This is a genomic window from Pseudoduganella flava, from assembly GCF_007830495.1.
In the GTDB taxonomy this organism is placed as follows: Bacteria; Pseudomonadota; Gammaproteobacteria; order Burkholderiales; family Burkholderiaceae_D; genus Rugamonas; species Rugamonas flava.
In genome coordinates this window covers 151,526-164,232 of the sequence record NZ_VLKW01000003.1, presented here as the reverse complement: position 1 = coordinate 164,232, position 12,707 = coordinate 151,526, and the positions used below count along the sequence as shown (strand labels likewise).

Here is a 12,707-nt window from a genome sequence, read left to right as displayed (position 1 = left end):
ATGACGAATTTGCAATTGAAGAAGGATGCGCCGGCCGAGGTGATCACGCACGACGTGACGCCGCTGACGGTGAACACGGATGCCAGCCGGGTCGCGCGGCTGGGCTGGCTGATCGTATTGCTCGGCTTTGGCGGCTTCCTGCTGTGGGCGTGCCTGGCTCCGCTGGACCGTGGCGTGCCGATGCCCGGCACGGTGGCAAAGGAAGGCAACCGCAAGACCGTGCAGCACCAGACCGGCGGAACGATCCGCGAAATCCTCGTGCGCGATGGCGATGTGGTGAAGGCCGGCCAGGTGCTGGTACGGATGAATAATGTGCAGGCCACGGCGAACGCCGAAACGACCCGCGCGCAGTACTTCGCCACCCGCATGCTCGAGGCGCGCCTGACCGCAGAGCGCGATGGGCTGCAGACGGTACCGTTCCCGCCGGAACTCGAGAAATATCGCGACGATCCGCGCGTCAAGGAAAACTGGTCGTTGCAGAACCAGGTCCTGGCATCCCGCCATGGCGCGTTGCAGAGCGAGTTGGGCGGCATCGACGAGAACATGGCCGGCCTGAAGATCCAGATCAAGGGCCTGCAGGAATCGCGCGACAACAAGAAGACGCAGCTCGACCTGTTGAAGGAGCAGCTGGAAGGCATGCGCGACCTGGCGAAGGAAGGCTATGTGGCGCGCAACCGCTTGCTGGATCTGGAGCGCACTTACGCCCAGCTGAGCGGCGCGATGTCCGAAGACATCGGCAACATCGGCCGCGCGCAGCGCCAGGTCATGGAACTGACGCTGCGGCGCCAGCAACGCGCGCAGGACTACCGCAAGGAAGTCGGGACGCTGCTGACCGATGCGCAGCGCGATGCCGAAGCACTGGGCAGCCGCATCGTCGGCCAGGATTACGAGCTTGCCAATACCGATGTCCGCGCGCCGGTCGACGGTATCGTCGTCAACCTGAACGTGTTCACGGCCGGCGGCGTCGTCGGACCTGGCGCGCACCTGATGGACCTCGTGCCCACCCACGACCCGCTGGTGGTCGAGGGGCAGCTGCCCGTCAACCTGATCGACAAGGTGCACGTCGGACTGCCGGTCGAACTGATCTTCTCCGCGTTCAATACCAACCGCACGCCGCACATTCCCGGCGTCGTGACGCAGGTGTCGGCCGACCGCACGGTGGACGAAAAAACCGGCGCCGCGTTCTACAAGGTGCGCGCCAAGGTTTCCGACGAAGGCGCGGCGATGATCGCCCACAAGAAGCTCGATATCCAGCCTGGCATGCCGGTCGAACTGTTCGTGAAGACGGGCGAGCGCACGCTGATGAGCTACCTGCTCAAGCCGGTCATGGATCGTGCGAAATCTTCGCTGTCGGAGGACTAAGTGAGGAAGCGTACCCATTCCGTCCTGCCACGTCGGCTGGCCGCTGCACTGGCGCTAGCGCTGGGAGCCTGCGCGGCCGGTGGGGCTGCGGCGATGTCGCTGCGCCAGGCCTACGAGGCGGCACTGCAGAACGACCCGCAATTCAAATCCGCGCTGGCTGAAAACGCCCAGGGCCTGGAGTACGGTACGATCGGCCGCTCGGCCTTGCTGCCGACGGTCCAGGCCAGCTGGAGCCGCAGCAAGAACTGGGCGGACCTGATCGTGCACCAGCAGGGCAAGGACTTCCCGAGCGAGCCGCGCTACCTGTCCGGCAGCACGTCGGTGCAGCTGCGCCAGCCGTTGTTCAATATGGAAGCGTGGGCCCGCTACAAACAGGGCAAGGCACAAACGGATGCTTCCGCCGCGCAGTTCTCGGTGCGCACGCAAGAGCTGGTGCTGCGCGTCGTGGGTGCCTATACGGATGCGCTGTTCGCCGCCGAGCACGTGCGGCTGGCCACCGTCCAGCGCGACGTGCTGGCCGAGCAACGCAAGGTCAACGACCGCCTGTTCGAGAAGGGTGAAGGCACGCGCACCGACATGCTCGAGACGCAGGCGCGCCTCGACGTGGCCGAGGCGGCGCTGCTGGAGGCGCAGGACAACCTGGCGACGGCGCGTGCCACGCTGGCCGGCGTGGTAGGCGGCGATGTTGGCGAGCTCGATCAGCTGGCGCCGAATTTCCGTCTCGTTCCGCCCTCCGAAGGCGGCTTCGAGTCGTGGAAGGCCATTGCGCTGGCAAACAACCCCACGCTGCTGATGCGCACGTTCAGTGTCGATGTGGCGCACCAGGAGGTTACCAAAGCGCGCGCGGGCCATGCGCCCCGGCTCGACTTCGTGGCCACGTACAGCAAGGCGCAGGCGGAGACGCTGAACACCTACACGCAGGATTCCACCGCGCGGGTCGTGGGCGTGCAACTGAACATTCCGCTGTACCAAGGCGGCTATGTCAGCGCGGTCTCGCGCCAGGCGGTGGCGGGCGAGGAGAAGGCCCGTGCCGACCTCCAGGCGGAAACCGACAAGGTGCTCGTCGACTTGCGCAAGCAGTACACAGCGGTCGTCAGCGGCGCTTCACGGATCCGGGCGCTGGAAAAGGCGGCGGAATCGGGCCGCTTGCTGATGACGGCGACGGAGCAGAGCATCAAGGGCGGCGTGCGCATCAACCTCGACCTGCTGAACGCGCAACAACAGCTGTTCACCACCGAGCGCGACCTGGCTCAGGCACGCTACAACTACCTGGTGGCGCTGATGCGGCTGCGCGCGGCCGCCGGCACGCTGGGGCCGGACGACGTGCACGAGATCGCGTTGTACTTCCGCTGATGTGACAAGGCCCGCAGTTGCGGGCCTTGTGCTATTCCGCGGCCGGTTTGCTCCGTCCCGCCAGCATCGCCTTGTTCAGCAAGAACGACACGGGAATCATCACGACGCTGACGATCAGCGGCGCGATCGTATCGGCCACGTGCAGCCACTCGACGAGCACCGCCAGCAGCGGCGCGGAAATCAGGTACTGCACCAGGTAGATCGTGGGGTACGCGAAGAAGGTGCGCCAGGCCAGGCGGGTGCGGAACACGAACAGTGTGTTCAGGCAGTACGCACCGACGACGCCCGCGACGAAGGCCAGGAAGTAGGCGACCTGGTAGGGCAGCACCAGCTGCAGCGCCAGGTACAGCAGGTAGCCGCCGATGGTATTGACCGTGCCCGCCACGAGGAACCGCAGCTGTGGCGCGAAGCGGGTGGCCAGGGCGCGCATCGACGTGTTCAAGCCTGCGCTTTGCCGTGGCAATGCGGGCACGACACGCCATACACGTACTCGGGTGCGAGCTGCTGGCGCGGCGTGACGACGGCGCGGCACGCGAAGCATTGCACCGTCTCGGTCGGCTGCAGCTTCGGGTTCAGTGCCGTGCGGTAGTCGAACACGAAGCAGTCGCCCGTATAGTGATCGCCCCCGACTTCCTCGAAGTACTTCAGGATGCCGCCTTCGAGCTGGTAGACGTTGTCGTAGCCGATGTTCTGCATGTGGATCGCCGCCTTCTCGCAGCGGATGCCGCCGGTGCAGAAGGTGACGACGGTCTTGCCTGCGAAGTCGGCCTTGTGTTCCTCGATCACCTGCGGGAACTCGGTGAACTTCTTGATGCGGTAGTCGACCGTGTTCTCGAACGTGCCCACGTCCACCTCGAAGTCGTTGCGCGTGTCGACCATCACGACCGGCTTGCCGTTGTCGTCGTGGCCCTGGTCCAGCCAGCGCTTCAGCGTCTTCGCGTCCACGTTCGGCGCGCGGCCCAGTTCCGGCTTGATCAGCGGCATGCGCATCGTGATGATCTCCGCCTTGATCTTCACCAGCATGCGCTTGTGCGACTGCTCGGTGGACAGGCTTTCCTTCACTTCCAGGTCCGCCAGCCGCGCATCGCTGCGCACCCATGCCAGGTACTCGTCGATGTTCTCGCGCGTACCGGACAGGAACATGTTGATGCCTTCCGGCGTCAGCAGGATCGTGCCCTTCAGGCCCAGGCGCTGGGTGATCTCCTGGTACCGCGGGCGCAGCGCTTCCAGCTCGTCCAGCGTGATGAACTTGTAGGCCGCGATGTTGACAAATAAAGAAGGTGCCACGCCGGCCTGACTGGTGGCGTCTTGAACGCTTGCTTGCATAGGGATCTTGAAGAGGGAATTTCCGGAACAGCCGTCATTATAAGCGAACCCGCGTCGAAAATAGCCGGGATGGAACAGCCCGGCGGCGGTAAAATACACGGTCCCATCAGTACGCCAGGTTAGCAAATGAGCACCGAAACCCTTGTATCGCCCGATGAGCAGCCAGTCATCCAGCCCGACGAACCGGCGGCGCCCCCAGGCCCCGCTTTCGTCCACCTGCGGGTGCACTCGGAATACTCGATCGTCGACGGCCTGGTGCGCATCGACGACCTCGTCAAGGCCGCGGTCAAGGACAAGCAGGCGGCGCTGGCCGTCACCGACCTGTCGAACCTGTTCGGCATGGTCAAGTTCTACAAGGCCGCGCGCGGCAAGGGCGTCAAGCCGATCATCGGCACGGACGTGTGGATCACCAACGACGACAACCGCGACAAGCCGTCGCGCCTGATCCTGCTGGCGAAGAATCGCATGGGCTATCTGCAGCTGTGCGAGCTGCTGTCGCTGGCATGGCTGACGAACCAGTACAAGGGCCGCGCCGAGATCCGCACCGAATGGCTGGCGGAACTGAAGGACAAGCAGTACGACCTGATGCCCGGCGAGAGCGGCGCCGATGGCCTGATCGCGCTGTCCGGCGCGCACTTCGGCGACATCGGCCAGGCGATCGACAACGGCAACCTGGAGCTGGCGGAAAAGCAGGCGGAGAAATGGTCGGCGATCTTCCCCGGCCACTTCTACGTCGAGATCTGCCGCGCCGGCCAGCCGAACCAGGAAGCGCAGGTGCGCCACTCGGTAGCGCTGGCCGCCAAGCTGCGCCTGCCGGTCGTGGCGACGCATCCTGTGCAGTTCATGTCGCAGGAAGAATTCATCGCGCACGAGGCGCGCATCTGTATCGCCGAGGGCGAGATGATCGCGAACGCCAAGCGCGTGAAGCGTTTCAACGAGCAGATGCGCTTCCTGACGCAGGAAGAGATGCAGATCCTGTTCGAGGACCTGCCGGCCGCGCTGGAAAACACCGTCGAGATCGCGAAGCGCTGCAACGTCATCCTCACGCTGGGCAAGCCGCAGCTGCCGAACTTCCCCACGCCGGGCATGACGATCGACGAATTCCTGATCGCCGAAACGAAGAAGGGCCTGGAAGAGCGCCTGGTGCAGCTGTTCCCGGACCCGGTCTACCGCGAGAAGATGCGCCCGCGCTACGAGGAACGGCTCGCGTTCGAGAACCAGACCATCATCAAGATGAAGTTCCCTGGCTACTTCCTGATCGTTGCGGAGTTCATCCAGTGGGGCAAGAACAACGGCGTGCCGATCGGCCCGGGCCGGGGCTCGGGCGCGGGTTCGCTGGTCGCGTACTGCCTGAAGATCACGGACCTTGACCCGCTCAAGTACAACCTGCTGTTCGAACGTTTCCTGAACCCTGAACGGGTATCGATGCCCGACTTCGACATCGACTTTTGCCAGGAAAAGCGCGAACTGGTGATCCAGCACGTGAAGGACCTGTACGGCCGCGACGCCGTGTCGCAGATCGCCACGTTCGGCACGATGGCGGCGAAGGGCGCGATCCGCGACGTGGGCCGCGTGCTGGACTTCGGCTACAACTTCTGCGACGGCATCTCGAAGCTGATCCCGTTCAAGCCCGGCAAGCCCGTGACGATCGCCGAGGCGATCGAGGAAGAGCCGCTCTTGAAGGAACGCCTCGAGAACGAGGAGGAAGTGAAGCAGTTGCTGGACCTGGCGCAGCAGGTGGAAGGCATCACGCGCGGCATCGGCATGCACGCCGGCGGCGTGCTGATCGCGCCGGGCAAGCTGACCGACTTCTGCCCGCTGTACACGCAGTCGGGCGACTCGGGCGTCGTGTCGCAGTACGACAAGGATGACGTGGAAGCCGTCGGCCTCGTGAAGTTCGACTTCCTGGGCCTGACGACGCTGACGATCCTCGACCGCGCGGTGAACTACATCCGCGAACTGGACCCGGCCGACAAGGACTTCGACCTGGCCAAGGTGCCGCTGGACGATCGCGGCTCGTACGACCTGCTGACCAAGGCGAAGACCGTCGCCGTGTTCCAGCTTGAATCGCGCGGCATGCAGGGCATGCTGAAAGACGCGCGGCCCGACCGCTTCGAGGACATCATCGCGCTCGTCGCCTTGTACCGTCCGGGCCCGATGGACCTGATCCCCGACTTCTGCAAACGGAAACACGGCGAGAAGTTCGACTATCCCGATCCGCGTACCGAGGGCATCCTGTCCGAGACCTACGGCATCATGGTCTACCAGGAGCAGGTGATGCAGATGGCGCAGATCATCGGCGGCTACTCGCTGGGCGGCGCCGACATGCTGCGCCGCGCGATGGGCAAGAAGAAGGCCGAGGAGATGGCCGAGCACCGCGAGATCTTCCGCAAGGGTGCCGGCGAGCGCGGGCTGACGGTGGAAAAGGCCGACGAGATCTTCGACTTGATGGAGAAGTTCGCGGGCTACGGCTTCAACAAGTCGCACGCCGCCGCGTACGCGCTGCTGTCGTATCACACCGCCTATCTGAAGCAGCACCACACGGCCGCGTTCATGGCAGCCAACATGTCGCTGACGATGGACGACACCGAGAAGGTCAAGATCCTCGTCGAGGATGCGATCGAGGTGTGCAACCTGACGATCCTGCCGCCGGACATCAACCTGTCCGCATACCGCTTCCGCCCGGACGGCCCGCCGCCTTCCGTGACCGGCAAGAAGGTCAATGCGATCCGCTACGGCCTGGGCGGCGTGAAGGGCGCCGGCCAGAACGCGATCGAGGCGATCATCGCCGCGCGCGAGACGGGCGGACCGTTCACGAGCCTGTTCGACTTCTGCAAGCGCGTCGACAAGAAGCAGATCAACCGCCGCACGATCGAAGCGCTGATCCGCTCCGGCGCGTTCGACTCTTTCGGGGTTGATCGTTCCGTGCTGTTCGCCTCCGTCGGCTTCGCGATGGAATGCGCCGAGCAGGAAGCGCGTGCCGCCAACCAGGTCAGCCTGTTCGGCGGCGACGACAGCGACCTCGTCGCCCCGCCGGAGTACGTGCAGGCCACGCCGTGGACGGACCGCCAGAAGCTCGCCGAGGAAAAGATCGCGCTGGGCTACTACCTGTCCGGCCACATGTTCGACAGCTACGCGGCCGAGGCACGGCGCTTCGCGCGCACCAAGCTCTCCGAGCTGGAGCCGTCGCGCGAGCCGCGCATGATGTGCGGCGTGATCACGGGCATCCGCACGCAGATGACCCAGCGCGGCAAGATCCTGATCGTGTCGCTGGACGACAAGAGCGCCGTCGTCGAAGTCACCGTGTACAACGAGATCTTCGAGGCGAACAAGAAGTGCTTCAAGGAAGACGAGTTCCTGGCCGTCGTCGGCAAGGTGTCGGAAGACCGCTTCACGGGCGGCCTGCGCATCTCGGCCGAGAAGGTGTACGACATCGTGGCGGCGCGCCTGCAGTTCGGCCGCCAGCTGGGCTGGCTGCTGCCGGACGCCGTGCCGCCCGCCAAGCTGCGCGACATCCTGACGCCGCACCGCGACGACTATGGCCTGCCGGTGCAGATGCGCATCCGCCCGCAGGGCATCGACTGCACGGTGCAGCTGGGCGACGACTGGCGCATCGCGCCTTCCGACGAACTGAAACTCGCACTGGAGCAGCTGCTGGGCGCGAAGGATGTGGCGGTGGAGTACTGACGCGTGCGTGTCAGTAACGAGCGCGCCACCCCCAAAGGCAAACCCTGGGGTCAGACCCGCCGGGGCTTTGCCGGGATTTCGGAGAGCGCCGCTCTCCGCCGGCTAAGCAGTGACGGCTTGCAAGCCGTCACTCCTTACTGACCCCGGCTTCCGCCGTTGGGTTTGACAGCGTCCGCATCGATCGCCTGCACCAGGTTGCGCACGAACGCCTTCATGCAGAAGCGGCTGTCGAACGCATCCGTGGCACGGCTGGCCATCTGCGCCAGCAGCGGTGCGTCGTCCAGCAGCCTCACGATCGCTGCGCGCAGCGCCGCCGCGTCGCCCTGCGGCACCAGCAGCGCCTCGACGCCGTCGCTGACGTAATCCTCCACCGTCTTCGTGCGCGTGATCACGGTCGCCTTGTTGAACGCCATCGCTTGCAGCAGCACCATCTGGCCGGCCGAGATGTCGGCCACGCCCAGCGGCACGACGACGAAGCGGGCGTTCTTCAGCTGTTCCACGTAGTCGCCGTCATAGCAGTCGCGCAGCACCGTCACGTTCGGCGGGATGGTCAGGCCCGAAAGCGGCTGGTCGTTGTCGCAGACGACATGCAGCCGGATCGGCAGCGGTGCCACCGCCTCGAACAGGGTGCCGTAGTCGCGCCCGGAGCGGCCAGCCGTCAGGATGTACGGCGAGGCGGCCGCCTGCGTCGTCTCCTCGCGGCCGTGGATGTGCGTGCCGTGGGGGATGTAATGGACCTCCGTGCGGCCGTTCGCGAACAGTTCGCGGTAGCGCTCGCGCTCCGTTTTCGAATGGCAGATCACCTTGTCGACGAACGACATCACGAAGCGGAAGTACGCCAGCCGCAGGCGGTTGGCCAGCGCATTGCGGCGCGGCGTCAGGATGAAGCCCAGCAGCACGATCTGCGTGCGGCGCGAGAACAGCGCGCGCAGCGGCGCGAAGATCAGCACCTCGATGTCCGAACCCAGCACGACGGCCTGCGGGTGCGTGCGGCTCGTGATCAGCGAACGGATGCCGGCGCGCAGCGCGAACCAGGCCAGCTTCGGCCAGCCGACGAACAGCAGTTTTAAACGGGAGTGGTAGCGGAAGCGCACGTCATCGGCGAACAGCCGGTAGTCGACGCCGAGTTCCTTCAGTCCGAGGGCGAACGGAGAGCGGGTCCCGTCCTTCGTATAGGTGGGGAAGAAGTGAATCACCGGCGGGCCTCATGGGATGGACCAATAGGAGTTACCAATTGTACAAGCTTCACGTACAACCTTCACCCCGTGGGCCGGGCCCGCCGTTGCGCTGGCGCAGCGTTACATATCCTTCAGGCCCGTGATCGCATAGCCTTTCAAGCCGATCTGCTCAGGCAGGTGCTCGATGTGGAATTCGGGCAGCATGTCGGCGTCGTCGTCGACTTCCAGCGCTTTCGCTTCCGGTTCCCAGTCGGTATTGATCGCTTCCTGCGGGATGGGTTTCCCTTCCGGCACAGCCAGATAGGAAAAGATGCCATCGTGTTCGGGTCGTCGGTAAATGTCCAGGCGCATCGCGGTTCCTCCTTGTGGATTGCTCAAGTCGCCAGCTTGGCAGTACCCGCATGCAAGCTCAGTTCGGTACCGCACACGCCGCCGTCGCCCGTCCGATTGTACTCCCGGTGGCGGTGGGCAGCGGTTCCGGATGGGTGAGTGCCGCGGCCGGCATGCAGTCCACCAGCGCCGCGCAAGCCTGTTCCAGCAGCGCGTGGCGGCGCCGCGCCTCGGCGCGCTTGCGCGAAGGCACCTGCTCGAGGTCGGGCGCCGCCAGCGGCGTGCACGGATACTCGAAGTCACCGTCGCTGCGCGGCTCGGCGCCCAGCTCGCGCCACATCGTGTCGTAATCCGCCAGCACCTTGCCGCGCCGGCGCGAGCGCACGACGGCCCGGTTGCCGTTGCCGACCAGCCGCAGCCACTGGCAACCGCTGGCATGGCCCAGTTGGGCGATCAGCCGCACCAGCAGGTTCTTCGGGCGCAGGCCGTGCAGGTCGCGTGTCGTCTCGCGGCACAGTTCCAGGCCAGCGCCGCAGGCGGGTCCCTGGATGCAGCCGATGCCGACGACGGCACGGCCGCCGTCGGCCAGGAACGAGAACGCGGCCGAATAAACGAGGACGCCGGCGCGGCGCAGTTCCAGCACCAGCTCGCCGTCGCGCTCCATCGGCACCACGGCACGCAACGCCACGCTGTAGGGCGTGCCGGACTTGCCGTCGAATGCGCACAACGGCACCGGGCCATGGGCGGCGCGCAGCAGCAGCGGGCCCCAGCCCTGGCGCAGCGCGAAGCGGTAGTGCGATCCCAGTGCGGCAAGGCGGGCCTGATCGTCGAAGCAGGTGCTCAGCCACGGCCGGTACACCTTGTGCACGAGGCGCGGCTGGGCATGGACGAGCTGGCGCATCAGTTCGTTGGAATTGAGCAGGTGCAGCCAGTCGCGCGTCAGGCGCGGGCAGGCCAGCGCGCGCACGTGCAGTTTCACGCCGGCCCAGGCACGCGATAATGCACGCTTGCGGTCGACGCCATGGCGCAGGGTGATGAGGGACGGCATCGTATCTCCGATGATCTTTTTTGTTGTGCTGCGTGGAACTTATGCTTGAAGCGTTGAAACAGTACGTTACAATCGCCGGGATCATAGCGAGACGGCATTCCTTGCTGCAATTCGCGGACTGACGTACGGGAAGCGCGTAGATGATGTCTTTAGGAAACATCTATTCGCAAGAGGAAAGCAGTCGATCCGGCCGCCGCCGTACGGGAAACCCTTAGTGACTTTTTTGCCGATGCCCGCCGCCCGCGACCTCCGTTCCACCCTGCCGTTCGTGGCCGCCTACCTGCTGCTGGACTGGCTCACCTACGCCGACCCGCTGTGGGGACTGAACATCACCCCATGGAATCCCGAGCCGGCGCTGGGCCTGCTGTTCTGGCTGCGCCGGGGCAGGGCAGCGGCGCTGCCGTGGTTCGTTGCGCTGCTGCTGGGGGAATGGCTGATCCGCGGCCTGCCTGCCGGGCCGCTGTGGACCTTGGCCGGCTGCGCCTGGCTGACGCTCGGCTATGGCCTGGTCGGCGCCGCGCTGCGCCGTTTCGTCGGTGGCGGGCCGTTCGGCACCGGCACGGCGCTGATGCGCTGGGCCGCCGTGGTGGCGGTGGGCTGCCTGGCGAATGCCGCGGTGTACGTGGCGCTGCTGCAGGCCGCCGGCCTGGTGCCGCCCGCCGCGTGGGCACAGGCGGCGTGGCGCTTCGGCATCGGCGACAGCGTGGGCGTGCTGGTGTCGATGCCGCTGCTGTGGATGGTGGCTGACGCCGCCGGCCGCCGCCAGTTGGCCGAGACGGTCTGGCAGCGTCCCGCCGTGCGCGCGGAAACGGCCGGCTACCTGCTGCTGGCGCTGTGCATGCTGTGGGCCGTGTTCGGCATGCCGGCGGGCGACGAATTCGCCCATTTCTACTTCCTGTTCCTGCCCGCGATCTGGGCCGCGTCGCGCCAGGGCGTGCATGGCGCGGCGGTGATCGTGTTCGCGCTGCAGATGGCCATCGTCGCGCTGCGCAAATGGTATGGCCCGGCGGCGATGAGCGTGGCCGAATGGCAGATGCTCGATGCCGTGCTGGCGCTGGTGGGCTTTTTCATCGGCAGCGCGGTGGATGAGCGGCGCCGCGTGGCGGACGAGTTGAAGCAGACGCTGCGCATGGCCGCGGCCGGCGACATGGCCGCCGCGCTGGCGCACGAACTGAGTCAGCCCGTGACGGCGCTGGGAGCGTATGGCAGGGCGTGCCAGCACCTGCTGGAGCAGGACGATGCGGGGGAGCGCAACGCGCTGCTGCGCACGGCGCTGGGCCGCATGATCGATGAATCGAACCGCGCCGCCGAGGTCGTGCGCCGGCTGCGCGATTTCTTCCGCAGCGGGGCGACGCGGCTGGAACGGGTGCGCGCCGATACGCTCGTGGCGGCGCTGGTGCGGCAGTTTCGCGTGCCGTTCCATGAGCACGACGTGAGCCTGGTGCAGCAGGTGGAGCCCGATGCATGGCTGCAGGCGGACCGCGTGCAGATCGAACTGGTGCTGCGCAACCTGCTGGCCAATGCGCTCGATGCCGTGAAGGCGCAACCGGGCGGGCAGCGCAAGGTGCAGGTGCTGGCGCGGCGTACCGCGCCGCGCGAGTTCTGCGTGTCGGTGATCGACAGCGGTACCGGCATCGATGCGGCGCTGGCCGCGCGCCTGTTCGAACCGTTCGCCACCACGAAGGCGGCCGGCATGGGGCTGGGCCTGGCGCTGTCGCGCGCGATCGTCGCCGCCCATGGCGGCAGGCTGTGGGCCGAGGCAGGAGCCCAGGGCGCTTTCCACTTCACGCTGCCGGCCGACGAGCGCGAGGAGGCGCCATGACCGACCTGACCGTCTTCATTGTCGACGACGATGCCGCCGTGCGCGACGCACTGGGGCTGCTGCTGGCCGTGCGCGGCTACCGCACGGCGATCTTCGCCAGCGGCGAAGCGTTCCTGCAGGCGTGGCGGCCGGAGTGGGCCGGCTGCCTGATCACCGACCTGCGCATGACGGGCATCGACGGCCTCGCGCTGCAACGCCGGCTGCGCGAACTGGACTGCACCCTGCCCGTGATCTTCGTGACGGCGCACGGCGATGTGGAGGCGGCGCGCGAGGCCTTCCGTGCCCGCGCTATCGATTTTCTCGAGAAGCCGTTCGACGACGCCAAGCTGGTCGCGGCGATCGGCGAAGCGTTCGAGCAGGAGCGCAAATGCCGCGGCGAGCGCCACGTCCGGGCGCGCGACCGCGCGGCGCTGGCCGAACTGACGCCGCGCGAACGGCAGGTGATGGCGCTCGTCGTCGCGGGCCTGCACAACCGCGAGATCGCGCCACGCCTGGGCATCAGCGTGCGCACGGTGGAAGTGCACAAGGCGCGGCTGATGGCCAAGCTCGATGTCGACAATGTGGCGGACCTGGTCCGCGTGGCGATCAGGGAGGAGTGAGG

10 protein-coding genes are annotated in these 12,707 nt (G+C 66.3%); 5 read left to right on the top strand and 5 right to left on the bottom strand.

Annotated features, from left to right (window positions below):
- Together IP92_RS08940 and IP92_RS08935 are read left to right on the top strand one after the other, a co-directional pair.
- Entirely contained in the window at positions 1 to 1,362 is a 1,362-nt protein-coding gene (locus tag IP92_RS08940) for an HlyD family type I secretion periplasmic adaptor subunit (protein WP_145874210.1), read from the top strand.
- Positions 1,363 to 2,715, top strand: a complete 1,353-nt coding sequence (locus IP92_RS08935) for a TolC family outer membrane protein (RefSeq protein ID WP_229418700.1) — start codon at positions 1,363 to 1,365, stop codon at positions 2,713 to 2,715.
- 31 nt (positions 2,716 to 2,746) lie between these two features.
- On the opposite strand, the gene IP92_RS08930 is transcribed toward IP92_RS08935, so the two are convergent.
- Together IP92_RS08930 and IP92_RS08925 are read right to left on the bottom strand one after the other, a co-directional pair.
- Positions 2,747 to 3,157 carry a GtrA family protein gene (locus tag IP92_RS08930; RefSeq protein WP_229418699.1) on the bottom strand — a complete coding sequence of 137 codons (411 nt, stop codon included), beginning with the start codon at positions 3,155 to 3,157 and terminating at the stop codon, positions 2,747 to 2,749.
- Positions 3,154 to 4,041, bottom strand: a complete 888-nt coding sequence (locus IP92_RS08925; RefSeq protein ID WP_145874209.1) for a sulfurtransferase — start codon at positions 4,039 to 4,041, stop codon at positions 3,154 to 3,156. The genes IP92_RS08930 and IP92_RS08925 overlap by 4 nt, the downstream gene beginning before the upstream one ends.
- A gap of 126 nt (positions 4,042 to 4,167) precedes the next feature.
- On the opposite strand from IP92_RS08925, the gene dnaE reads away from it, so the two are divergent.
- Entirely contained in the window at positions 4,168 to 7,728 is a 3,561-nt protein-coding gene (gene dnaE / locus IP92_RS08920; RefSeq protein ID WP_145874208.1) for a DNA polymerase III subunit alpha, read from the top strand.
- 134 nt (positions 7,729 to 7,862) lie between these two features.
- Here dnaE and IP92_RS08915 read toward each other — a convergent pair whose 3' ends face one another.
- The 3 genes from IP92_RS08915 to IP92_RS08905 all read right to left on the bottom strand — a co-directional run bounded on the left by IP92_RS08915 (position 7,863) and on the right by IP92_RS08905 (position 10,284).
- Entirely contained in the window at positions 7,863 to 8,924 is a 1,062-nt protein-coding gene (locus IP92_RS08915) for a glycosyltransferase family 4 protein (RefSeq protein WP_145874207.1), read from the bottom strand.
- Positions 8,925 to 9,026: 102 nt separating this feature from the next.
- A complete protein-coding gene (locus tag IP92_RS08910) occupies positions 9,027 to 9,257 on the bottom strand; it encodes a DUF6139 family protein (protein ID WP_145874206.1) in 231 nt (76 codons plus the stop codon).
- 58 nt (positions 9,258 to 9,315) lie between these two features.
- On the bottom strand, positions 9,316 to 10,284 hold the full coding sequence (locus tag IP92_RS08905) for a DUF535 family protein (RefSeq protein WP_145874205.1): 969 nt from the start codon (positions 10,282 to 10,284) through the stop codon (positions 9,316 to 9,318).
- A 214-nt stretch (positions 10,285 to 10,498) separates the two neighbouring features.
- Here IP92_RS08905 and IP92_RS08900 point away from each other — a divergent pair, with 214 nt between their 5' ends.
- Together IP92_RS08900 and IP92_RS08895 are read left to right on the top strand one after the other, a co-directional pair.
- Entirely contained in the window at positions 10,499 to 12,106 is a 1,608-nt protein-coding gene (locus IP92_RS08900; protein ID WP_229418698.1) for a sensor histidine kinase, read from the top strand.
- Complete coding sequence (locus IP92_RS08895) at positions 12,103 to 12,705, top strand: response regulator transcription factor (protein ID WP_145874204.1); 603 nt, start codon at positions 12,103 to 12,105, stop codon at positions 12,703 to 12,705. The genes IP92_RS08900 and IP92_RS08895 overlap by 4 nt, the downstream gene beginning before the upstream one ends.
- The last annotated feature ends 2 nt before the right edge of the window (positions 12,706 to 12,707 follow it).